Below are 21,549 nucleotides of genomic sequence, written 5' to 3' on the forward strand. Positions count from 1 at the left end.
GCAGCGGCACGCCAGTTCGCAAGCGGCTAGAGCGCGGCCGTAACCGCTATTTCAAGCTGGTATGCCGGCGAGGCAAGCACGGCCTGGATGGTCGTGCGTGTCGGTGCCGCGCCCTGGGGCAGCCATTGATCCCATGCGGCATTCAGCGTGGGAAGAATCGCCAGATCGGCGACAAAGATCTGCGCGCTGAGCATGCGGGAGCGGTCGCTGCCTGCTTCCGTAAGCAGTGCGTCGATCCGCGAAAGGACTTCTTCGACTTGCAGTTCCGCACTCTTGCCCCGGTTGTCGATCGCCACCTGGCCCGACAGATAGACAGTGCCGCCGTGCACCACTGCGTTGCTCATGCGGCCCATGTTTCCGATCCGGCGAATATCATTCATCGTCTGTGATACCTTTCAATGTGGCCTGTGTTCTACGGCCGTGTGTTACCAGTCTGTTGTCTCAGACTGCATCGCGCGGCGTCGCGCCCCGGCCGGCTATCCAGCGCAGCCCTCTGCCTCCGCCCCACAGCCCAGCGGCGAGGAGCGCGGCAATACCGACGATCACGATCGTTTCATGCAGTCCGATCGAGAGGATGAGCGGGCCGAGCACCAGCGGATTGATCGCGTCGGCGATGAATTGTGCGCTCACCATCAGCCCCGCGCCCGCCCCGCGCGCTTCGGCGCTGGCGTGTTGCAGAAGCATGCTCGACTGAAACGGAAACAACAGGCCGTTGCCGATTCCGAGCAATCCCAATGCCATTGCCGCCTGCACTACCGACTGACTGATGCCGAGTGTGATGAGACCTCCCCCCATCAGAAAGAGAACGACAATCGGCACTGTCTTCTGGCCGACCCACTTGCGGACCACCGGAAAAGCAATGGCGGCCATTACGATCATGACCTGATTGATGCCCATGATCTGTGCACGCCCTCCGGCAGAGCCGATGCCTTGATCGGCGAGTACGAAAGTCGCCTGCGAATTGGTCGTGAATGCGGTTGTGTTCAGCAGGAAGACAAACAGCAGTACCGGCCACAGGGATAGCAATTGCGATCTCAGCCCTGGGCCCGATGGCCCCTGCGGCATCTTCTTCACCAGCGCACTTTTCGGCGCCAGCGATGCGCCTGACACGCCAAGGAGTGCGATCATTGGAAAGAGGGCGAAACTCGCCCGCCAGCCATAGGCGTCGCTGATCGCGCCGGAGGCGAGCATCGCCAGAACACCCATCACTGACGCGCCAGCCATTTGGGCACCTAGCACGCGGGGGCGCCGTTCCTCGGTTACGAATTCACCTATCAGGCTGGTCGATGCGGCGGCGATGCAGGCGGAGCAGACGCCGATGATGAAGCGTGACACCACCAATGCCGTGGCATTGCCGAAGATCCCGACCGAACCCGCAATCCCGAAGACAATCATCCCGCCGATCAACACCGTTCTGGCGTGCCAGCGTGCGAAGACCACCGTGGAGAGCAGACCGCCGCAGACGAGACCCGCCATCGGCACGGCGATAAGCAATTGCACCGGCAGTTTGCCAACCGATCCGTCCCACAGGCCGTCCGCGATATCGGGCAGGATCGGGATGACGATTGTCAGCATCGAACCAACGAAGAAAGAGCCGCTTATCAACGCGCACAGGGCGATGATATTCATTCGAGGAGGCGTTTGTTCGTGGTTCATTCGGCTCTCCCGCCGCGATTATTGCCTCATGGGCATTGATCAGATTCTGCTCTGGTCTGGCTACGCCGCGCCGACAATGGGCACAAGCAGAGGAGCGATGGATGGCTGAAGTGAAGATATAAAAATATAAGTAGAATCAGTGTATTATTCGTATGATTGCGTCCTGATGCCATCGCGTGATCGGTTGCGTCGCGAAATAGGATGGGACGTGCCTCGAATGTCCTTTCTCAATGCCCCGATCCGCCGCCATGTCGCGGAGAGAACCGAGTGATGCCGAAACTATGTCCCACGCCGCAGGCGGGTAGCGATAGCATGGCGGTCGGTGAATCGAAGGGAGGCAGATGTCGGGGTGTTTGCAAGGCAAGGTTGCGCTTGTCACCGGGGCGAGCCGGGGGATTGGCCGTGCCATAGCCCAGAGGCTGTCTGCCGAAGGGGCTACGGTAGCGGTGGTGGCCCGTAGTCTTTCAGGCGATCTCCTGAACACGGTTTCACTGATCGAGGCTGCGGGTGGGCGGGCCTTTCCGATTGCCGCCGATATCAGTGACGATACCCTCCTGCGTGCCTTGCCTGAGCAGGTACAGGCTATGGGCGGCAGGCTCGACATTCTGGTGAACAACGCGGGCTCGGCCCACTATGCCTCGTTTGGGGATCTGCCGATCGCTGCAATCGACGCGATGATGGGCAGCTATCTGCGTGCGCCGATCCTGCTTGCCCAGGCCGTGCTTCCAGTGATGCGGCGCAATGGGGCGGGGTGGATCGTCAACATCGGCTCGATTACCGCGTTGCCCCCGGCGATCCCGTTTACTGCCGGATCGCGGGCCGGGCAGGACTGCGTTTACGCAGCGCTGAAGGCGGGGCTGGTGCGCTTCACGCAGGGACTGGCCGCTGCGTTGCTCGATGAAAATATCGCGGTCAACATGGCCTCCCCATCGACTGCGATCCGCACGCCCGGTGCGGATGCATTGTTGCCTGCCGATTATCCGACCGAACGAGTGGAATATCTGGCCGAAACCGTCCTTGCGCTATGTCACAGACCGGCGGCGGAGCGGACAGGCCTGACTGCGTTCAGCATGCATTATCCCGCAGCCGAAGGCCTGACCGTTCGCGGGCTCGATGGCCGGGAAACCTTGCCGCCACCCGTGCCGCCGCAATGGCGTTATCCAGCGACGCCGGTATCGGGCACCGAACTGATGCCGCATCTGGTCAGCGAGGACTGATGAGGGCGCTGGCTATCACCGGTTTCAATGGCATGGAGAGTGTTCATATCGTGGATATGGGCATTCCGGCACTGAATGAAGGCGAGGTGCGGATACGGGTTCATGCAGCGGGGCTCAACCCTGCCGACTGGAAGCTGGCCGAAGGATGGCTCAGCCCAGTCTTCACGCCGATATTCCCTTATGCGCTGGGCTTTGATGCGGCGGGTGTCGTCGAGGCCGTTGGAGCAGGCGTGAGCGGCATTGTGAGCGGCGATCGCGTGGTCGCCAAGACTGCTGTCGGGCGGGGTGGGGCCGGCGGCTGTGCGGAGTTGGTTACCGTTCCGGGCCATCTGGTGTCACCTTTGCCCGACGGGCTCGGCTTTATCGAGGCGGCCGCGTTGCCGACTGCCGGAATTACCGCTTGGGAAGCGCTGTTTTGTGCGGGTGCTCTGGCGCCAGGCCAGTCGGTTCTCGTCAATGGCGGCGCTGGCGGGACCGGAAGTTTCGCAGTCTCGCTCGGGGTAATGGCAGGCGCGCGCGTTGCCGCAACGGCACGGGTGGGCAATCATGGCTATCTGGCGGATCTGGGCGCAGCATTGCCGCTCGATTACAGATGGGCAAACTGGAAACGGGCCCTGTGGACGATGTTTCCGGATGGTGTCGATGTCGTGCTCGATACGGTCGGGCAAGGCGTCCTGACCGATCCGCTCGACCTCGTCCGGGATGGTGGGGCCTTTGTCACAATCGGAACATTGGTGCCCGATGAACCCCGCCCTACAGCAGCGGAGGCCGCACGGCGCGGCATTCGAATGGTCACTGCAATGTCAAATCGCGAGCGGGAGGCGGATCAATTGCATGCTCTTGTCGCCAGGCTGGCGGAGGGAGACCTGCGGTTGCCGGCAATCGAAACGCTGCCTGTCCGGGAGGCTGCGAACGCGCTGGCGCGCCTTCGCGAAGGCCACGTTCGAGGGAAGCTGGTTGTCGATCTGGAGCAGGGATGGGCATGATTTTCATCCTTGACCAGTTTGAATCGCATCCGGGTGACGGGGAAGCACTCCATGCGTTCTGTCACGAGCGGTACGTGCCCGGAGCGATCGCGCGCGGCATGACATTGGTGCATAGTCTGGTTTCACCACCCCTGTGGCTGGACGATGGTGCAAACCGGCTGTTCTTTCTCTGGAGTCTGGCTGACGCTGAGGCGTTCTGGGCCAAGAACAATCTTGGCCGCCGCGATCCGGACGTTCATGAACTGTGGGCCGAACTGGATTGCAGGGTTGCCTCGCGCCGTCGCGACACGATGGCCGACCAGACCTGTTTCGATGTGCTTGCCCGTGGCTGAGCTGGTGGCCTTGTTGACCTGGCGTGATGAGGCGGGGGCTCGTGAACGGGCGGCAATCGTTGCATCACTTCGGGAAAGTTGCGCACTCGTTGCCCCATCATTGTCTGGTGGCCGGAACGGGGGTGACCTGATTGTCAGGACGACGGTATCGGATGCAGGTTCGGCCGATCCGTCTTTCGGACTTGGCGACCGGCTCGATGCAGCCGTTTCCTGCAATGACGGTGCTGTTTTCGATATGGTGGCCGGCGAAGGCAATCCGCTGGCTTCCCCGGTTTACCGGGCTGCTCTGTTCCATGCCTTGCCTCGGGCGAGCGCGGATCGTCTTGAGGCTTTCGAAGCGGAAACCGCGGCCATGCCTCGCCGGATTGCGGCGATACGTGGCTGGCGGCTGGGGCGCGTGACGCAGAGCTGTGGGCGATTTGCATGGAGTCATGTCTGGGAACAGGGCTTCGACCGTCTGGAAGGCCTGACAAAGGACTACATGATGGCCCCCTGCCACTGGGGACAGGTCGACCGCTGGTTCGATCCCGAACATCCCGATTTTGTGATCGATCCCGGCCTCTGCCATGCTTTCGCGTACAATGACCGGCATGAGAGGAGGCCATGACGGATCGACTTGATATTCTGTGGGATATTCGTGCCATCGAGCAGGTCTATTTCCGCTATTGCGAGGTGATCGACGCCAAGGCATTCGACGATCTTGCCGATGTGTTCATGGCTGATGCGGTGCAGGATTACCGCAGCTCCAACGGCATTCTGGAAAAGGGTCTTGCCCCGCTCGTGGAACGGCTACACCGAAATATGGGGCCGCAATCGCTGTGTGGCGGAACGCAGCACAATGTCTTCAATATCCGCGTCGAACCGGATGGCGATCAGGCGGCGGCAAAGGCGCATTTCTATGCCGTGCATGCCGGCCGGGAACACCTCGAAGGCCTGCGCTACAGTTGCTGGGGGCAGTATGACGATCGCTGGCGCCGGACCCCGTCCGGCTGGCGGGTGGCCGAACGCCTTTATCGCAATTTCCTGACCGAAGGGCCCGTGGAGATCATCCGGGGGCGAAGCGCTTGCCCCTGAACACTGTAATCCGCCGGCTTCTGGTAAAGTCCGGCCAGGCGAACGAACACCAATTCTGAGGAGAAATGAATGTCGGTTACGAAGGAAGCGGCCGGTGCCGTCACTGTCCTGCGGATCGGGAACGGTCCGGTCAACGCCTTGTCGGTGGGGAACGGTTTCGTCACTGAGATCGGCGACGCGTTTGCGGCTGCCGAGGCCGATCAGGACTGTGCCGCCATTGTCATCGCCGGTGAGGGGAGAATGTTCTGCGGCGGCGCGGATATCGGTGATTTCGACGGTGATCCGGCATCGCTGGATACCCTTCGGAACATGCAGCTTGGAGTGGAAAATTCCGGCAAGCCGGTGATAATGGCGATCCATGGCGTCGCACTGGGCGGCGGGCTGGAACTGGCGATGGCCGGCCACTATCGGATTGCGCAGGCAGGTACGAAGCTGGGCATGCCCGAAGTCACTCTGGGGCTTCTGCCGGGCGGCGGGGGAACCCAACGCCTGCCGCGTCTGACGGGCGCTGCGGCAGCTTTGGATATGATGCTGTCGGGCAAGCCTGTTTCTGCCGAGCGGGCATTGGAAATCGGTCTCGTCGACAAGGTCGTGGAAGGCGATGTGGTGGCAGCCGCACTTGCTCTTGCGGCCGAGGCATTGCCGCCGGTACGCCCTTCAGGGGCCTTGCCCGTCCCGGCGGACAAGGCGGAGGCTGTCGAGGCGGCGCGGGCCAAATTGCGCCCGGGCGCGTTGAGCCAGGCACCGGCGCGCATTGTCGATTGCGTCGCGGCGCTGTCGGATGATCTCGCGTCGGGGCTGGCGGTCGAAGCGCGGCTGTTCGGAGAACTCATGGCATCGGAAGCGTCGCGGGGCCTGCGGCATGTGTTCTTTGGCGAACGCAAAGTTGCCCGTATTCCTGGGCTTTCCTCCGATGTGCGGCCGCGGCCCATTGCCCGGGTCGGCGTCGTTGGCGGTGGGCTGATGGGTACTGGCATTACGATCGCGCTGCTTAATGCGGGGCTGTCCGTGACAATGGTCGAACTGCGCGAGGAGGCATTGGCAAAGGCCGGTGCAACAATCGCCAAGACCATTCAACGCGACGTCGACAAGGGGCGGATCGCTCAGGACAAGGCCGATGCGCGGCTGGCCGCTTTTACCCCGGCTGGCAGCCTCGATGCACTGGGGGATGTGGACCTCGTAATCGAAGCGGTGTTTGAAGACATCGGCGTAAAGGAAGAAGTGTTCACTGCGCTTGACCGGATCACCAAGCCGGAGGCCATTCTGGCCAGCAACACCTCGACGCTGGACCTTGATGCCATCGCGGCGTTCGTTAGCGACCCGTCTCGCGTGGTGGGGCTGCATTTCTTCTCCCCAGCGAACATCATGCGGTTGCTTGAAGTCGTGCGGGGCAAGGCTACCGCCCCCGAAGTGCTGGTCACCGCAATGGATTTCGCCAAGCGGATCGGCAAGGTCGGCGTTGTCGCCGGGGTGTGCGACGGGTTTATCGGCAATCGCATCTTCGAGGAATATCTGCGCCAAGCATGGTTCCTGCTGGAAGAGGGTGCGCTGCCGCAGCAGGTCGATGCCGCGATGGAGGCATGGGGCATGGCAATGGGTCCATGCCGGACGATGGATCTTGCCGGGCAGGATATCGGCTGGGCCGTCCGCAAGCGTCGCGCGGTTGAGCAGCCCGACCGCCCTTATTCGGGCGTGATTGACCGCATTTGCGAAATGGGCCGCTTCGGACAGAAGACGGGCAAGGGCATTTACCTCTATCCCGATGGCCGCACTGCCGAACCCGATCCGGAAATCGACCGCCTTATCATCGAGTATTCGGCCGAAATCGGGTTGGAACGGCGGACTATCAGCGACGAGGAAATTGTCAGTCGTTGTGTCCTCGCGATGGTGAACGAAGGGGCCCACATCGTTGGGGAGGGTATCGCCTACCGTCCGGTCGACGTCGATATGATCTATCTGTACGGCTATGGCTTCCCGAGGGAGCGGGGTGGGCCGATGTTCCATGCTGATGTGATCGGCTTGCCCGCCGTGCTGGAGAGCATCCGGACTTATGCGGCTGGCCGTCATGGCTGGGCCTGGGAACCAGCGCCTTTGCTTGTGGATCTGGCCGCGCGTGGCGAAACGTTCGAGATTCTCAACGCTTAGTTGCCTGTCCCCCCGGCCCTCCTAGCGGGGGCCGGGGGGGGGAATCCGGTCAGCGCTTCTTGAAGCGCTTGTATTCCAGTCTCGCGATCGCACGATTGTGTACTTCGTCGGGGCCGTCAGCCAGCCTTAGTGTACGCGCGAGCGCATATGCGGAGGCGAGGGGCAAACCATCGCTAACGCCGCCGCCGCCGTGGGCCTGAATGGCATCATCCAGAACTTTCACGGCAAGCTTTGGCCCTGCCACCTTTATCATGGCAATTTCGCGCTGGGCGGCCTTGTTGCCGACCTTGTCCATCATATCGGCGGCTTTCAGGCAGAGGAGCCGCGTCATTTCGATCTGCGTGCGTGCTTCGGCAATACGTTGCTCCCAGATTGATTGCTCAGACAGCGGCTTGCCGAAGGCCGTTCGGGAGAGCAGGCGAGGCACAGTTTCGTCGAGTGCCATCTCCGCCAGCCCGATGGCTCGCATGCAGTGATGGATGCGGCCCGGCCCGAGCCGCCCCTGGGCCACTTCGAACCCGCGCCCTTCGCCCAGCACCATGTTGCCGACCGGGACTCGGGCATTCTCGAAAACGACCTCGCAATGACCGTGCGGTGCGTCATCATAACCGAATACGGGCAGGGCCCGGCCGATCGTCACACCTTCGGTGCCGACGGGCACAAGCAACTGGCTGTGCTGCCGGTGACGCTCTGCGTCCGGGTTGCTGAGCCCGACGACGATCATGAGTTCGCACCGTGGATCGCCTGCGCCCGAAATCCACCACTTTCTGCCGTTCACGACATAGTGATCGCCATCGCGCTCGATCCGGGTCGCGATATTCGTGGCGTCCGAACTGGCAACATCGGGTTCCGTCATCGCGAACGCCGAACGAATTTCACCGTCCATCAGCGGGCGCAGCCACCGGGCCTTCTGGTCATCGCTGCCATAACGATGGAGCACTTCCATGTTGCCGGTGTCCGGGGCAGAGCAGTTGAACACTTCCGACGCCCAGGGAATGCGGCCCATTTCCTCCGCGCACAGCGCGTAATCGAGATTGCTGAGCCCCGCGCCATGATAGTCGTCACTGTCATGGTCTGCCGAAGGCGGGAGAAACAGATTCCACAAGCCTTCCGCCCGGGCCTTGGCTTTCAGTTCCTCGATCACGGGCAAGACCTTCCAGCGGGTCGATCCTTCGGCAAGTTCGGTTTCATAGCGGCCACGGGCGGGCACGACGTGTTCGGCCATGAATGCCTTGACCCGATCCAGCCATTGCTGTTGCGTGGGGGAGATCTCGAAATCCATGCTTTTCCCATCCGTCCCATGGGCCCCGGCGGCCCGGTTTGCTGTTCCTGCCCGGTTCGTGTCGCGCAGCACGAATTATACCTTGGCGGACTGCCCGGTGGTTTCCGGGGTGTCGAATATGGATGGCGGATCGCTCTGATCGCAAACCGGCAATTGCTCGATCGCGGATAATATGTGGACTCTCCGGCCGAACCAACGGTGCCTGACAAGGGCGCCACAACGCTGCCGCCGAATATGGCGAACCGGGAGAATTTGACGAAATGGATGAAGCAGCCAAGAAAACCGCCCTGCGGATGATCCCCTACGGCATTTATGTGCTGACGACCAAGGATGCCGCAGGCGCGCCGTCCGCTGCGACCGTCAACTGGGTAACGCAGACGTCATTCTCGCCGCCCCTTCTTGCCATGGCGGTTAAAGCGGATTCGGGCACGTACAGCGCATTCAAGGCCAGTGGTCGTGCCGTGCTGAATATCCTGGGCAAAGGGCAGCAGGGTGCAGCGTTCGCATTCTTCAAGCCTGCTGAATTCGCTGATGGGAAGCTGTCCGGTGAGCCTGTGCATTCCGCGGCAAACGGCATCCTGGCACTCGATAGCGCGGCTGCGGCAGTCGAATGCAAGCTGGTGACGATCGTCGAGGAAGGCGATCACCATATCATCGTGGCGGAAGTGACCGATGCGAAGGTGATGCGTGAGCCGGAAGGGCGTGCGGATGCCGCCGTTCTGGAAATGAAGGATCTGGGCGACAAGGTCTTCTACGGCGGCTGAGCTTCCGTTCCGGCTTCCCCGGCAATCTCGTTGCCAACGGGAAGAGCGCTGCCCGGCGCCTGTCGGGCGATGCCGTAACGCGACACGGTTGATCGTCCAACAGTATTGGCGGTTTCGGTTGTGCGCTTGGTACGGGAATCCGTGAAGAGAAAGCCGGTTTGCGGCTTCATCATGGAGAAACGAATTGCGGGAAGCACTTATCGTCTCGACGGCGAGGACCCCGATAGGCAAGGCCTATCGGGGCTCGTTCAACGACACAGGGGCGCCTCGGCTGGCGGGCCATGCGGTCGCCTCCGCGGTCGAGAGAGCCGGGATCGATCCCGCGCGGATCGAAGACGTGGTGATGGGCTGCGCGTCGCAGCAGGGAACCCAAGGCTATAACATAGGGCGTCTTGCTGCTGCGGCGGCCGGTCTGCCGCAAACGGTATCGGGCATGTCGGTCGATCGCCAATGTGCCTCCGGCCTGATGGCAATAGCAATCGCCGCGAAGCAGATCGTCCATGACGGCATGGATGTCGCCGTGGGTGGCGGTGTCGAATCGATCAGCCTTACTCAGAACGAACACAAGAACAGTTATCGTGCCGTATCGCGTGCAGTGATCGAACACAGCCCGCACATGTATATCGCGATGATCGAGACGGCGGAGCTTGTCGCGGAACGCTATGGCGTCAGCCGTGAAGCGCAGGACGCCTATGCCGCGCAAAGTCAGCAGCGTTATGCGCATGCCCTGGAAAAAGGCCACTTCGCCGACGAGCTCGCGCCACTGGCTTCCACCATGCTGGTCACTGACAAGGAAAGTGGAGCTACGACGCCGCGCGACGTCAAGTTGATGACTGACGAGGGCGCACGCGTCGGCACCACTTTCGAAGGACTGTCGAAGCTGAAGCCCGTCTGGTCCGGCGGGGAACTGATATCCGAAGGGCGTTTCGTAACTGCTGGCAACGCCAGCCAGCTTTCGGACGGTGCGGCGGCATCGCTTCTGGTGGAAGCAAAGGTGGCGGAAGCCGAAGGATTGACGCCGCTGGGGGCCTATCGCGGCATAGCGGTTGCTGGGTGCGCACCGGAAGAAATGGGAATGGGCCCGGTCTATGCGGTGCCGAAGCTGTTGGAGCAGCATGGCCTTGGCGTTGAGGATATCGGCCTGTGGGAACTCAACGAGGCCTTTGCGGCTCAGGTTCTGCCATGCCGTGATCGTTTGGGCATCCCTGACGAGCGCCTGAATGTGAACGGTGGGGCCATCGCGATCGGCCATCCGTTCGGCATGTCGGGTGCACGCATGGTTGGCCACGCGCTGATCGAGGGCAGGCGCAGGGGCGTCCGCTATGTGGTCGTCACCATGTGCGTCGGTGGCGGGATGGGAGCTGCCGGATTGTTCGAGGTGCTGTGATCATGAGTGTTGTGGCCCAACTCCATCCCCCCGGAGATTTCCTCTCGACACCTGAGGAAATAATCGACGAAGCCCGCAATGGGCGGATGTTCATTCTGGTCGATGACGAGGATCGCGAGAACGAAGGCGATCTGGTTATTCCCGCCCAGATGGCCACGCCCGATGCGATCAATTTCATGGCGCGTTTCGGGCGGGGCTTGATCTGCCTCGCCATGACGCGGCAGCGGGTGGACGAATTGGGGCTCGACCTGATGAGTCAGGCTAACGGTACTCGCCATGAAACGGCCTTTACGGTTTCCATCGAGGCTGCGGAAGGGGTGACCACCGGCATCTCGGTGGCTGATCGCGCCCGCACCATTGCGGTTGCCATAGATGGAACGAAGTCGCGGGATGATATTGTCACGCCCGGCCATGTGTTCCCGTTGGTTGCGCGTGAGGGTGGCGTGCTTGTGCGTGCGGGCCATACCGAGGCGGCGGTCGATGTCGCGCGGCTGGCAGGTCTCAATCCCTCCGGCGTGATTTGCGAGATCATGAAGGATGACGGGACGATGGCGCGTCTCGATGATCTGGTGTCATTTGCCAGGCTTCATGATCTCAAGATCGGGACGATCCGAGATCTTATCGCCTATCGTCGGCGTTACGATCATCTCGTCGAGCGGCGCGCGGAAATGGATTTCGTCAGCCGCTGGGGCGGGGAATGGAAAGCCATCACTTTCCGCAACACGGTCAACAGCACCGAAATCGTCGCACTGGTAAAAGGCCGCATCGATACCGCGGAGCCGGTGCGGGTGAGAATGCATGTGCAGACGCCGTTTGCCGATATGTTCGGTGAAGTCAGGCATGACGGCGGCGGAATGATTGAACGCGCGATGCAGGCGATCTCCCGGGCGGAGAGTGGTGTCGTCGTGATTCTGACCTCTCCCGCTCCCGATCTTGCCACTTGCGTGATCGAAGCGCGCCGCGCTGGGCGCGAGGAAAGCGCCGGACGCAAGGTGGAACTGCGGGAATATGGAATAGGTGCGCAGGTGCTGGCCGATCTGGGCATCAGCCGCATCGTGCTGCTGAGCAATCGTCCGCACAATCTGGTCGCGTTGGAAGGTTACGGGATCGAGATCGCCGGAGAAGAGACATTGCCCTGACGGGCAGGACTAGCCCTTGCATTATTGCAAAGATTATGAGTTTAATAGGGCATACGAGAGGAGGCACTATGGAAAGCATTCTGATCAAAGGGGGGACGATCGTCGACGGCACGGGTGCGCCGTCTTACAAGGGCGATCTGCGTGTACGTGACGGCCTGATCGACGCGATCGGGGAGTCGCTGGAGGCCAAGGATGGTGAACGGGTTGTCGATGCGACGGACTGCATCGTATCTCCCGGTTTTATCGAACCGCATACGCACATGGATGCGGTAATGTGGTGGCAGCCCAGCCTCGATCCTCTGCCAGGCTTCGGTGTCACGACGTCTGTCATCGGCAATTGCGGCTTTACCGCGGCTCCCGTGTCCGATGATCCCAAGGTTCGCGAAGAGATGGTGAAGATATTCACCTTCTTCGAAGAAGTCCCGATGAAGCCCTTCCTCGATATGCTTCCCTGGGATTGGCGGACCTGGTCTGAATATCGCAAGTCGGTCGAGGAAAAGTGCAAGACCTCCACCAATATCGCGGGTTATGCTGGCCATATTGCCATGCGTCTCGCAGTGATGGGCATGGACGCGTGGGACCGGACCGCGACGCCGGACGAAATCGCCAAGATGTGCGATTTGCTGCAGGATGCGATCGACGGCGGTGCGCTGGGCATGTCATCCAATCTGATGGACCATGACAGCAAGGATCGTCCCGTTCCCAGTCTGGTCGCCGACGATGCGGAATGGAGCGCTCTGATCGATGTGCTGGCCCGCAATCCCGGTAGCCAGCTTCAGGTCATTCTCGATACCTTCTTCCATCTCAAGGCACCTGAGCAAATGGAACGGCTCGGCAAATTGTGCAGCGAACGCGATGTGCGCGTACAATTGGCGGGTGCAGGCGGCCTTTTGCGGTTTCAGGACAGCATCCGCGAGAAGATGTGGAAGATCACTGAAAAGCAACGTGAACAGGGCCTCGACTTCTGGCCGAGCTTCGCGCACGTGCCGCCGACGACTGCACTCAATTTCTTTAGCAGTTCGTCATTTGCGCAGGCCAACGAATACGTCTGGCACGAAGTGGTTCAGGCACCGACTGAGGAAGAAAAGCTGGCCCTGCTGCGCGATCCCGATTTCCGTGCCCGCGCAAGGGACAGCTGGGACAACAAGGCCTTCAAGCAGTCGCTCGTGGCCAATCCGCAGTCGATGCTCTTGCTCGAATCCGAAAATGGCGCAGGGCCGCTTGGCCTTTCGCTCAAGGAACTGGCCGAACAACGAGGAGTGCATCCGTCCGATGCCTTGGCCGACTGGGTGCTCGACAACGGTATTAATTCGATCGTGAACCGCATTCCGCATCCCATGGCGCATGAGCAGACGGTAGAAATGCTCAAGACCGCCAAGACGGTTGGCTCGATCTCCGACGCGGGTGCGCATGGCCAGATGTTGTGCGGCGGCGGGGAAAATATCCTACTGCTGACGGAGTTCGTCGACCGCAAGGATCTTACGCTTGAAGAAGCCGTCTATGCTTTGACAGGCAAGATGGCCGAACACTTCAACTTCGGTGATCGCGGAGTTCTGAAGGCGGGGATGGCGGCTGATATTGCTGTCTTCAATCTCGATGAAATCGAGCCCCGGCCTCTCAAGCGCGTCTATGACGTGCCTGATGGCAAGGGTGGGAAGACCTGGCGCTTTACTCGCGATGCCGCCCCGATGCGGCTGACGCTTGTCAACGGGGTTCCGACGTTCGAAAACGAAGCGTTCACGGGTAAATTGCCCGGGCAATTCGTCGGTCCGGTAATCCGCAAACAGGCAAAGTCCGTGGCGGCCTGAGCCGTCAGGGAGAGGAGACAACAACAATGTCCAAGGACGAAAGCAACGTTCCTTACCTCATGCGGAGCTATACCCCGGTCAAGACCGACAGCAGCTTCCTCGTGAGTTCGTCACCCTATCTGAACGATTATCGCATTCGTGAATGGGTGGTCAGCCAGAGCTTGCGGCGTAACGGCAAGGATAACCCCCAGACATTCGGCATTCCGATGCTGATCGACGCCATGCGGGACGTTCAGCCGCATGCGCGGATCGAGGAGTTGTTCAACAAGGCGCGCAAGGATTGGCCGGAACTGGATCGCTGGCTCGACGACCGGTGGCTGTCGACGCTGCGTCGTGATGACATGGCATCGTGCCCCGAAGGCTCGCTGGGCGGGATCTGGTACAAGCAGCTGAAAAGCGCGAACATGGAAGTCGATATCATCCCGGCTATCGAACCGCGCAGCAGCTTCGAATACTTTTTCATGCGCGGTGTGCAGATTCACGATTTCATGCACATTCTTGCCGGCGGCGGTTTCGACTACATTGGCGAAATCATCCCCGCCTATCTGAAGTATGGGAACCTGTTTCAGCATCTCGATGCCGAGCTGGCCGGTTTGCTGAACGTTCAGAATACACTGCTGACCGTGCCGATGTTCATCCGCGGCCCGTTGCATTACCCGCAACTATTCACCCGCATGTGGGATCTCGCGAATTACGCGATGGAAGTCGGGCGCAACTCGGATGCGCTGTTCCTGCCTCGCTATGAGGATTATCTCGATCTTCCGCTCGAAGAAGCACGGCGCAAGTTTGGTGTCCGGGGCGCACGCACGATCGATACGACCAAAGAGTCGGAATTCTGGGACGAACATATTTCCGAATGGAAACCGGAACAGGATGCAGAGCCGATTGCTGCAGAATGATTTTACGGGATCGTATCCCGGATCAGGAAAAGCCCCGCCATCTGGCGGGGCTTTTTTGTTTCTACCAGCCTTCGATTTCTGCCAGCCCGATCTCCTTGACGACTTTCATCGCGCGATCGAGTGCATCGCGTTCCACAGGCAGACGCGGCAACCGCGGGAAGCCTCCGGGCAATCCGAATTCTCCAAGCACTGCCTTGGTCACGCGGATCCCGCCATTGCCATACAGGGCCATGAACAGGCGAAGGAGTTTGCCCCACCGGTCGAGGAACAAGGTGTTGTCGCCTACCTTGGCAGCCTCGATCACGCTCCGGCAAAGATTCGGCGCGAGGTTGCCTTCTGAAGAGAGATAGCCGTGCCCGCCCAGAGCAAGTACCATGGGCGCCTGATGAGGTCCGCCGACGCAGATATCCGCCCGTTCGCCCAATGCATCGACCAGGGTCTTCAGATAGTTCGGGTCCTGGTGGCTGATGTTGAGGCCGATGAGATTTGCGTGTTTTTCAAACAGTTCGATGATGACAGGTGCCGGAATGACGTAACCGACGGACTGGTGAGTCGAAAGCACGAGAGGCAATGAGGAATTGGAGAAAACCTCGCCGAAATAGTTCGCCAGTTCGTTGGGCGTCGGTACGTGGCCGTGACCGACGTCGAGTGAATAGACTTGCGCGGCATCGACGCCCTTGTCTTCCGCAAGATTGAGGAACTCGATCATCTGCCGTGCGGTGCGCGGTTCCGTCCCCATCGCACGGATCGGAGTCTTGCCCTTCAATGTACCTGCAGCCAGTTCGAGCAGGCGCGCGGTTTCGTCGAATGACAGCGTGTATCCTTCGCCACTGCCGCCGCCACCGACATAAACGCCGACACCCCCCTGTGCCAGCCGGGTGAGGTGTTGTGTGAAAGCGTCTTCATCCAACGCGCCGTCCTGTGTGAAGGGCGTGATGCTGATGGTGAATGTTTGCAGACGGGATGTGGTCAAATTGCTGGCCATTTGGCATTCTCCTCTCTTTTGCAAGCCGATCTTGTGCGATCCAAGTGCTTGCAATGATAAATAACCCGCCTAAGCAGGCTTTTTGGCCGCCGCCTTGGGGGCATGAATTTGGGGGCACCTTTTTGGGAAGATATTGCTTCGATGAATGAACCGAAAAAGCGGCGGCTGCGCCAGCCGAGGGTTGCGGAAATCGTCGCCGGGAAACTGCGGTCGCGAATACTGAGCGGTGCCCTGTCCGACGGTGATCAGCTGCCTAAGCAGGACGAACTGATGAACGAGTTCGGTGTCAGCCCACCGGCCATTCGCGAAGCGTTCCGCATTCTTGAAACCGAAGGCCTGATAACCGTGTTGCGCGGTAACGTCGGCGGGGCGATCATTCATCTGCCGCAGCCGGGCAATGCGGCCTATATGCTTGGGCTCGTCCTGCAATCCCGGCAAGTTCCCCTCCTCGACCTGATCGAGGCGATGCGCAGGCTTGAACCTGCTTGCGCCGCCCAGGCAGCTCTTCGTCCCGATCGCGAGAGCACGATACTGCCGCGATTGCGCGAAAATATCGACGCCAGCATGGCGGCGATCGACGACCCTGACCGGTTCATAGCGCTCGCGCGGGCGTTCCATACAGAGCTAGTCAGCGATTGCGGCAATGCCACAATGGCATTGGTGGTCGGCGCGCTGGAGCAGCTTTGGTCGGCCCAGGTGGACCGTTTCGCTCTGGAGCGGTCGATCCATGGTTCATTTGCCGACCGTTCGGTTCGTCTTTCGCTCGCACGTGAGCATGAACGAATTTATCGCGCGATCGCGGAAGGTGATGCGCATTCCGCCGAACGGGCGATTCATGAACACTATTCCGGTGGTGGCGAGCGCAGGCACGGATTCGATACCTCCGTCACTGTTATGGCTAACGTTCAGAAACTCTGACGCACCTGTCAGGGCAGGCGGTTTCTAACCGGAAACCTGCCCTGCCCGGAATAAGGTGCCTTCAGTCTAGAGTTCAAGCCAACTGACAACGCGGTCTTGTGTTGCCCGCTCCCTTTCGGGCGCTGGCTTTGTCACGCTGCCCACCGCAATGACGCCGGCAATCCGCTCATTGTCCTTCAGATTGAGCATGGCGGTGGCTTGCGGGTCGTAAGCATGCCAGCCGGTAAGCCAATTAGCGCCATAGCCGAACGCGTTCACCCCGTTCAACAGGTTCATGGCCATTGCGCCGGCCGACAACTGCTGTTCCCATTCCGGAATCTTGTGGCCGGGAATCGGTGATGAAACCACTGCCACCACCAGCGGCGCCGATTGCAGCTTGCGTGTCGAGACTCGGGCCTTGGCAGCGTCATCGCGCGTTTCGGCGATCTCGAACAGCCGTTCCAGCCATCTCTGCTTGGTCTCGCCTGCGATCAGGATCAACCGCCATGGGGCGAGGCGTCCGTGATCGGGAACGCGCAACGCGATGGTCAGAATATGCGAGAGTTCTTCGGGACTTGGCCCAGGCCCCACCAGAGTGTCCGGCATGGCTGAACGGCGTGTCTCCAGAAGGGTGGCAAGCGCGGGAAGAGTTTCCGCGTCGTAAGCGGATACCGCGTGCGATGTCATAGTTGCTCCTGAGCGTTACTGAAAAGAGATCGGCCTTAAGCTTGCCCATGCTATCTTTAATAGTAAAGTCGAGAAAATCGATCACCTGAACGAGAGTGGTTGGGGAGGAGAGGAAAGATGAACTACGGAGAATTCTCCGGTAAAACCGGTGCGCGCAAAGCTCTTTTTTCGGCATCTGCCATTGCGATTTCACTGGCTTTGGTAGCTCCGGCTCAGGCTGAAGAAGCAGACAGTTCAGAGGCGGCTCAGAATGCCGCGACACAGTCCGCCAGCAACAGCGGTCAATTCCAGGACATCATCGTTACCGCGCGGCGTCGCGCCGAGCGGGCTCAGGATACGCCTCTGTCAGTGAGCGCGATTTCCGGAGAGGAAGTCGCCAAGCTCAACATCACCAGGTTGGAGGGGCTGGAGCAGATGGCTCCGTCCTTGCGCGTGTCCACGGCTAGCGGCAGCGCCAATTCGCCAGCCATTTTCATCCGCGGTATCGGTACGATCACGACCGCTCTTTACGCTGAACCGGCGGTTGGCGTTTACATCGACGGCATCTATTCGCCGCGCGGTGCGGTAAACACTTTCGACCTGCCGGACGTTGCGAACATCGAGGTGCTGCGCGGGCCGCAAGGCACTCTGTTCGGGCGGAACACGACAGGTGGCGCGATTGTCCTGACGACCAAGGCGCCGACCGACGATCCGGGCGCGCAGATGCGCTTCTCGTATGGAACGGACAATGAAATCGTAGCTTCCGCAGTGTTGCAGAGCGGCAAGATCGGTGGTTCGCCATTCGCGCTGAAGGTCAGCGGCCAGATCCACTCCCGCGATGGCTGGGTCGAAACTCCTGGATATGACAAGTCGAAATGGGGCGGGGCGCTCGACGCGTATTCGTTCGGTGCTGCGCTCGTTGGTGATCTCGCACCGAATCTTACATTCGACGGACGGGTCCGTTACAACCATGTGGCGTCCTATAGCGGGTGGGAGCCGATTGGCGGTTCCGCCAACGGTATTGCATACTTCGGGCTTGGAGAATCTCTTGGTGGCCCGCCGTTCAAGATTGGCGGTGGCGCAGACGATCTGACCTACCGCGACCCGCGTGCCGATGGTGGCCGTGCCGTTGCAAAATCGTGGGTGGCGTCCGGCACTCTGACCTGGGACATCAGCGAAGCATTGACGCTCAAATCCATCACGGGCGGAATTTGGCTGGACCAGGCGTTCAACGCCAATATCGGTGGCGGCTACACGCTGGGCGCGGTGGTAAATCCTTATGTGCCGGGACAGCTTGAATATGTCTCGCCGCATACGACCACAGCCAACCCCGGGCGCGGACGCCAGTTCACTCAGGAACTCCAGGCTTTGGGTGACCTGGGTGACTTCAACTACGTCGTCGGCCTTTACTATTTCCGTGAAAGGACCAACGAAGGTTACACGACGATCATCGATTTCCCGCTGGCACCGACATATGCCATCCGGCTGGATACGGATAAAGGCTTTGAAATCCTTTCGAAGTCCTACGCCGCTTACGGTCAGCTGGGCTGGAAGCCGTCCTTTGCCGACGGCAATCTCGAAATCACGGCAGGCCTGAGATATACCAAGGACGACAAGACGCTCGATTCCTGGAATGTCAGCTCGTCCACCTCGACGACGACCACTACCCAGACGTCGAAGGACAGTTGGGACAACCTCGGCTGGAGCACGTCGATCAGTTACAAGGTGGCACCCGATGTGCTGCTTTATGGTCGCGCCAGTTCGGCATATCGTTCCGGCGGGTATAACGGCCCGACGGTAGGGGCCCCGCCTTTCGGACCGGAAAAGGCCACTACATACGAAGTCGGCTTCAAATCCGATCTGGCCGATCGCCACATTCGCCTCAACGGTTCGTTCTTCCAGACCAACTATGACGATCTGCAGGTCAACGCCTACAACTCGATCATCCTTTCGAATGCGATTACCAATGCGGCGAAGGCTCGTTATCGCGGTTTCGAACTTGAGGCAGCCCTGCGGTATGCAGGCTTCGAGCTGGACGGGAATGTTGGCTACGTCGATCCGAAGTACAAGGATTACGTTTACCTCGTATCGGGTGTTCCCACGGACGTCTCTTCGGTGGCGAAGTTCGCCTACGTGTCGAAGTGGACGTATCGGATCGGGGCACAATACGGTTTCGATGCGGGTGACGCGGGTACTTTCACCGTTCGGGCCGACTATTCGGTCAAGAGCAGCCCGCCGGGATATTCCGTTCCGGCTGCTACGCCCAACTATCTGCAAATCGCAACATTGGGCCGTGATGAGAACCTGAGCGCTCGCCTCATGTGGCGCGGAACCATTGGCGGAGCTTCCGTCAATGCCCAGGTTTTCGGCGAAAATCTGACCGATAAACGCGCGCTGACCTTTGCATCGGATTTCAGCTCGATCGTGTCCGGGGTCTACAGCCGTCCGCGCCGTTATGGCGTGTCCTTCGGGATCGATTTCTGACGGTCTGGCCGTTGACTCACTTACGTGAATCGCTATCCTATAAAAGATAGCAATAGGAGAAATGATGTGCCTTTAGGTAGCTCACGCCTGATCTCGGCGGACAGTCACTTCAATGAGCCTGGTGACCTGTTCACCAAGCGCGTTCCGGCAAAGTTCAAGGATCGCGCTCCTCATATGAAGAGCTTCGAAGAAGGGGACGGCTGGATTTTCGAAGGCCTGGGAGAACCCCGTAACTTTGGCTGGAACGCCTGCGCCGGTCTGCAGCCGGAAGAAATGAAGGCCTGGATGCGGTTCGAAGACATGCGCAAAGGCGGCTGGGATCCCGCCGAGCGTGTGAAGGAACAGGATCGTGACGGTGTCACCGCCGAAGTGATGTATCCGACCCCTTCGATTCAGGCCGCCATCGCGCTGGTTGAGGACGAGGAATTCCATCTCGCTCTGGTCCGTGCCTACAACGACTGGGTGTCGGAGTATGTGGCTTACGACCCCAGCCGTTTCTGCGGTCTAGTGTTCCTGCCCAACCGTGGTGGCGCGAAAGTGGCGGTTGAGGAAATGAACCGCGTTCTTGGTCGGCCCGGCATGCGCGCCGTCATGGCTCAGGCCTATCCGAACGGTTCGGCTATCATGACGCCAGAGGAAGATTATCTCTGGGCAGCCATTCATGAACGTGACGTCAGCTTCAACATCCACGTCGCTCTCGGCATCTACAAGCCGAGCCCGCACAAGGCGAAGCTTCCGGGTTATGGCCGTTTCTTCGATGCGCCTAATCGCTGCATCGAATTCATCTTCAATGGCGTGTTCGACAAGTTCCCCAATTTGAAGGTTGCCTTTGCCGAAGTCGATTTCGGCTGGGTCCCGTATGTGAAGGAACAGATCGACAATAACTATCAGCGGCTGGAGAAGGTCAACAATTATGGCCTTTCGCGGTTGCCGAGCGAATATATCGATGAACACTTCTATTTCGGTTATATGACTGACAGCTTCGGTCTCAATAACCTGAACTCGATGAATACGGACCGTGTGCTGTGGTCGACCGACTATCCGCACATCAGTGCCGATTATCCCTATTCCTGGCGTGTCATTCAGTCGTCCATGGCTGGCGTGCCGGGCGAAACGAAGGCCCGCATTCTGCATGGTAACGCCGAAAAGCTTTACGGCTTCAAGGCTGGCGATCATGCGGAAGCCGCAACGCCCGTCGCTGCGGTTGCTTGATGCCATATGTCCGGCAGGCTGGCCGCTATGCGGTCGGCCTGCCTGCATGTGCAGCGAAGGAATGAGTTGAGTTATGTCAGACCGGCGCCGCTTTAGCGATGTCAATCTAGGCGACAGAATCGATTTCACCACTCGCGACGTGTCTTTGGGGGACTGGGCAGAGCAGGCCCGGCGGGCCGTTGCCGCTTGGGCGGGATGCCCTGCCGCTGATCTGAGAAGCGCGCATTCGCCGTCCAATCCGCAGGTTTCAGGGCTTCACTTGTCCGGCAATGTCTATGCGCGGCATCTGGATGGCAGCCACCGGGTCGATGTGCAGGTTTCGGGAACGGACTGGCTATCGGGACAGCGCGCGAGTGCCATCGTGCGCGTCGTGCTGAGCTGAGGCGCGTCGTCGGGCCAATCGGGCCTTTCCTTGGATTGGCGCCGCTCCTTTGTCGGTGTCTTTCGAGCGGAGCCTAGGTGGATGGTCAACTTTGCGCCAGCACTTGCGTGAGCTCAACTCTCCATGCGCCCATGGGGAGATCCGCGACGCGATGAAGGGCGATACCGGAACCGCCGGGAAGGCTTGCTCGCATGGCATCGCGCTCTGGCTTGACGCTTTCAAACCTCTAAAAGA

General features: G+C 60.1%; 21 protein-coding genes. 15 read left to right on the forward strand and 6 right to left on the reverse strand.

Annotated features, from left to right (window positions below):
* Positions 1 to 26 precede the first annotated feature (26 nt).
* Positions 27 to 380: a RidA family protein gene (locus MB02_RS07335; protein WP_067534752.1), complete on the reverse strand. Its 354-nt coding sequence runs from the start codon at positions 378 to 380 to the stop codon at positions 27 to 29.
* A gap of 61 nt (positions 381 to 441) precedes the next feature.
* Complete coding sequence (locus tag MB02_RS07340) at positions 442 to 1,656, reverse strand: MFS transporter (protein ID WP_067534755.1); 1,215 nt, start codon at positions 1,654 to 1,656, stop codon at positions 442 to 444.
* 341 nt (positions 1,657 to 1,997) lie between these two features.
* Here MB02_RS07340 and MB02_RS07345 point away from each other — a divergent pair, with 341 nt between their 5' ends.
* From MB02_RS07345 to MB02_RS07370, 6 genes are all read left to right on the forward strand, one after another.
* Positions 1,998 to 2,873: an SDR family NAD(P)-dependent oxidoreductase gene (locus MB02_RS07345; RefSeq protein WP_067534758.1), complete on the forward strand. Its 876-nt coding sequence runs from the start codon at positions 1,998 to 2,000 to the stop codon at positions 2,871 to 2,873.
* A complete protein-coding gene (locus MB02_RS07350; RefSeq protein ID WP_067534761.1) occupies positions 2,873 to 3,859 on the forward strand; it encodes an NADP-dependent oxidoreductase in 987 nt (328 codons plus the stop codon). Before MB02_RS07345 ends, MB02_RS07350 begins: the two co-directional genes overlap by 1 nt.
* Positions 3,856 to 4,191, forward strand: a complete 336-nt coding sequence (locus MB02_RS17790; protein WP_170304667.1) for a hypothetical protein — start codon at positions 3,856 to 3,858, stop codon at positions 4,189 to 4,191. The genes MB02_RS07350 and MB02_RS17790 overlap by 4 nt, the downstream gene beginning before the upstream one ends.
* On the forward strand, positions 4,184 to 4,798 hold the full coding sequence (locus MB02_RS07360; protein ID WP_082826032.1) for a Dabb family protein: 615 nt from the start codon (positions 4,184 to 4,186) through the stop codon (positions 4,796 to 4,798). Before MB02_RS17790 ends, MB02_RS07360 begins: the two co-directional genes overlap by 8 nt.
* Positions 4,795 to 5,265, forward strand: coding sequence for a nuclear transport factor 2 family protein (locus MB02_RS07365; protein WP_067534768.1), 471 nt, complete (start codon positions 4,795 to 4,797; stop codon positions 5,263 to 5,265). The genes MB02_RS07360 and MB02_RS07365 overlap by 4 nt, the downstream gene beginning before the upstream one ends.
* Before the next feature lie 69 nt (positions 5,266 to 5,334).
* Positions 5,335 to 7,410, forward strand: a complete 2,076-nt coding sequence (locus MB02_RS07370; protein WP_067534771.1) for a 3-hydroxyacyl-CoA dehydrogenase NAD-binding domain-containing protein — start codon at positions 5,335 to 5,337, stop codon at positions 7,408 to 7,410.
* 49 nt (positions 7,411 to 7,459) lie between these two features.
* On the opposite strand, the gene MB02_RS07375 is transcribed toward MB02_RS07370, so the two are convergent.
* The gene (locus tag MB02_RS07375) at positions 7,460 to 8,692 is read right to left on the reverse strand and encodes an acyl-CoA dehydrogenase family protein (RefSeq protein WP_067534774.1); all 1,233 of its coding nucleotides are present in this window, start codon (positions 8,690 to 8,692) and stop codon (positions 7,460 to 7,462) included.
* Positions 8,693 to 8,952: 260 nt separating this feature from the next.
* Between MB02_RS07375 and MB02_RS07380 the strand changes: the two genes are divergently transcribed.
* Positions 8,953 to 9,456: a flavin reductase family protein gene (locus MB02_RS07380; protein ID WP_067534777.1), complete on the forward strand. Its 504-nt coding sequence runs from the start codon at positions 8,953 to 8,955 to the stop codon at positions 9,454 to 9,456.
* On the opposite strand, the gene MB02_RS07385 is transcribed toward MB02_RS07380, so the two are convergent.
* Positions 9,444 to 9,629, reverse strand: a complete 186-nt coding sequence (locus MB02_RS07385; RefSeq protein WP_067534780.1) for a hypothetical protein — start codon at positions 9,627 to 9,629, stop codon at positions 9,444 to 9,446. The two genes, MB02_RS07380 and MB02_RS07385, sit on opposite strands and share 13 nt — an antisense overlap.
* Before the next feature lie 11 nt (positions 9,630 to 9,640).
* Between MB02_RS07385 and MB02_RS07390 the strand changes: the two genes are divergently transcribed.
* The 4 genes from MB02_RS07390 to MB02_RS07405 all read left to right on the forward strand — a co-directional run bounded on the left by MB02_RS07390 (position 9,641) and on the right by MB02_RS07405 (position 14,689).
* Positions 9,641 to 10,843 carry an acetyl-CoA C-acyltransferase gene (locus tag MB02_RS07390; protein ID WP_067534784.1) on the forward strand — a complete coding sequence of 401 codons (1,203 nt, stop codon included), beginning with the start codon at positions 9,641 to 9,643 and terminating at the stop codon, positions 10,841 to 10,843.
* 2 nt (positions 10,844 to 10,845) lie between these two features.
* Positions 10,846 to 11,982, forward strand: a complete 1,137-nt coding sequence (ribB, locus tag MB02_RS07395; protein ID WP_067534787.1) for a 3,4-dihydroxy-2-butanone-4-phosphate synthase — start codon at positions 10,846 to 10,848, stop codon at positions 11,980 to 11,982.
* A gap of 68 nt (positions 11,983 to 12,050) precedes the next feature.
* Positions 12,051 to 13,790, forward strand: coding sequence for an N-acyl-D-amino-acid deacylase family protein (locus MB02_RS07400; protein WP_067534790.1), 1,740 nt, complete (start codon positions 12,051 to 12,053; stop codon positions 13,788 to 13,790).
* A 26-nt stretch (positions 13,791 to 13,816) separates the two neighbouring features.
* Complete coding sequence (locus MB02_RS07405) at positions 13,817 to 14,689, forward strand: Coq4 family protein (RefSeq protein ID WP_067534793.1); 873 nt, start codon at positions 13,817 to 13,819, stop codon at positions 14,687 to 14,689.
* A gap of 61 nt (positions 14,690 to 14,750) precedes the next feature.
* On the opposite strand, the gene MB02_RS07410 is transcribed toward MB02_RS07405, so the two are convergent.
* Positions 14,751 to 15,674: a dihydrodipicolinate synthase family protein gene (locus MB02_RS07410; RefSeq protein WP_067534795.1), complete on the reverse strand. Its 924-nt coding sequence runs from the start codon at positions 15,672 to 15,674 to the stop codon at positions 14,751 to 14,753.
* Between the two features lie 141 nt (positions 15,675 to 15,815).
* Between MB02_RS07410 and MB02_RS07415 the strand changes: the two genes are divergently transcribed.
* Positions 15,816 to 16,592 carry a FadR/GntR family transcriptional regulator gene (locus MB02_RS07415; RefSeq protein ID WP_067535086.1) on the forward strand — a complete coding sequence of 259 codons (777 nt, stop codon included), beginning with the start codon at positions 15,816 to 15,818 and terminating at the stop codon, positions 16,590 to 16,592.
* 66 nt (positions 16,593 to 16,658) lie between these two features.
* Here MB02_RS07415 and MB02_RS07420 read toward each other — a convergent pair whose 3' ends face one another.
* A complete protein-coding gene (locus MB02_RS07420; RefSeq protein ID WP_067534798.1) occupies positions 16,659 to 17,258 on the reverse strand; it encodes a nitroreductase family protein in 600 nt (199 codons plus the stop codon).
* 117 nt (positions 17,259 to 17,375) lie between these two features.
* Here MB02_RS07420 and MB02_RS07425 point away from each other — a divergent pair, with 117 nt between their 5' ends.
* From MB02_RS07425 to MB02_RS07435, 3 genes are all read left to right on the forward strand, one after another.
* The gene (locus tag MB02_RS07425) at positions 17,376 to 19,721 is read left to right on the forward strand and encodes a TonB-dependent receptor (protein ID WP_067534801.1); all 2,346 of its coding nucleotides are present in this window, start codon (positions 17,376 to 17,378) and stop codon (positions 19,719 to 19,721) included.
* A gap of 66 nt (positions 19,722 to 19,787) precedes the next feature.
* Positions 19,788 to 20,933, forward strand: coding sequence for an amidohydrolase family protein (locus MB02_RS07430; RefSeq protein WP_067534804.1), 1,146 nt, complete (start codon positions 19,788 to 19,790; stop codon positions 20,931 to 20,933).
* A 73-nt stretch (positions 20,934 to 21,006) separates the two neighbouring features.
* Positions 21,007 to 21,315, forward strand: coding sequence for a hypothetical protein (locus MB02_RS07435; RefSeq protein ID WP_067534807.1), 309 nt, complete (start codon positions 21,007 to 21,009; stop codon positions 21,313 to 21,315).
* Positions 21,316 to 21,549 lie beyond the last annotated feature (234 nt).

The organism is Croceicoccus estronivorus, assembly GCF_001625325.1.
GTDB classification, from domain to species: Bacteria; Pseudomonadota; Alphaproteobacteria; order Sphingomonadales; family Sphingomonadaceae; genus Caenibius; species Caenibius estronivorus.

What these genes read in the sequence shown, in the direction of transcription:
- MB02_RS07335 (WP_067534752.1), bottom strand. Translation starts at nt 380, where the DNA reads ATGAATGATATTCGCCGGATCGGAAACATGGGCCGCATGAGCAACGCA.
- MB02_RS07340 (WP_067534755.1), bottom strand. Translation starts at nt 1,656, where the DNA reads ATGAACCACGAACAAACGCCTCCTCGAATGAATATCATCGCCCTGTGC.
- MB02_RS07345 (WP_067534758.1), top strand. Translation starts at nt 1,998, where the DNA reads ATGTCGGGGTGTTTGCAAGGCAAGGTTGCGCTTGTCACCGGGGCGAGC.
- MB02_RS07350 (WP_067534761.1), top strand. Translation starts at nt 2,873, where the DNA reads ATGAGGGCGCTGGCTATCACCGGTTTCAATGGCATGGAGAGTGTTCAT.
- MB02_RS17790 (WP_170304667.1), top strand. Translation starts at nt 3,856, where the DNA reads ATGATTTTCATCCTTGACCAGTTTGAATCGCATCCGGGTGACGGGGAA.
- MB02_RS07365 (WP_067534768.1), top strand. Translation starts at nt 4,795, where the DNA reads ATGACGGATCGACTTGATATTCTGTGGGATATTCGTGCCATCGAGCAG.
- MB02_RS07370 (WP_067534771.1), top strand. Translation starts at nt 5,335, where the DNA reads ATGTCGGTTACGAAGGAAGCGGCCGGTGCCGTCACTGTCCTGCGGATC.
- MB02_RS07375 (WP_067534774.1), bottom strand. Translation starts at nt 8,692, where the DNA reads ATGGATTTCGAGATCTCCCCCACGCAACAGCAATGGCTGGATCGGGTC.
- MB02_RS07380 (WP_067534777.1), top strand. Translation starts at nt 8,953, where the DNA reads ATGGATGAAGCAGCCAAGAAAACCGCCCTGCGGATGATCCCCTACGGC.
- MB02_RS07385 (WP_067534780.1), bottom strand. Translation starts at nt 9,629, where the DNA reads ATGATGAAGCCGCAAACCGGCTTTCTCTTCACGGATTCCCGTACCAAG.
- ribB (WP_067534787.1), top strand. Translation starts at nt 10,846, where the DNA reads ATGAGTGTTGTGGCCCAACTCCATCCCCCCGGAGATTTCCTCTCGACA.
- MB02_RS07400 (WP_067534790.1), top strand. Translation starts at nt 12,051, where the DNA reads ATGGAAAGCATTCTGATCAAAGGGGGGACGATCGTCGACGGCACGGGT.
- MB02_RS07405 (WP_067534793.1), top strand. Translation starts at nt 13,817, where the DNA reads ATGTCCAAGGACGAAAGCAACGTTCCTTACCTCATGCGGAGCTATACC.
- MB02_RS07410 (WP_067534795.1), bottom strand. Translation starts at nt 15,674, where the DNA reads ATGGCCAGCAATTTGACCACATCCCGTCTGCAAACATTCACCATCAGC.
- MB02_RS07415 (WP_067535086.1), top strand. Translation starts at nt 15,816, where the DNA reads ATGAATGAACCGAAAAAGCGGCGGCTGCGCCAGCCGAGGGTTGCGGAA.
- MB02_RS07420 (WP_067534798.1), bottom strand. Translation starts at nt 17,258, where the DNA reads ATGACATCGCACGCGGTATCCGCTTACGACGCGGAAACTCTTCCCGCG.
- MB02_RS07425 (WP_067534801.1), top strand. Translation starts at nt 17,376, where the DNA reads ATGAACTACGGAGAATTCTCCGGTAAAACCGGTGCGCGCAAAGCTCTT.
- MB02_RS07435 (WP_067534807.1), top strand. Translation starts at nt 21,007, where the DNA reads ATGTCAGACCGGCGCCGCTTTAGCGATGTCAATCTAGGCGACAGAATC.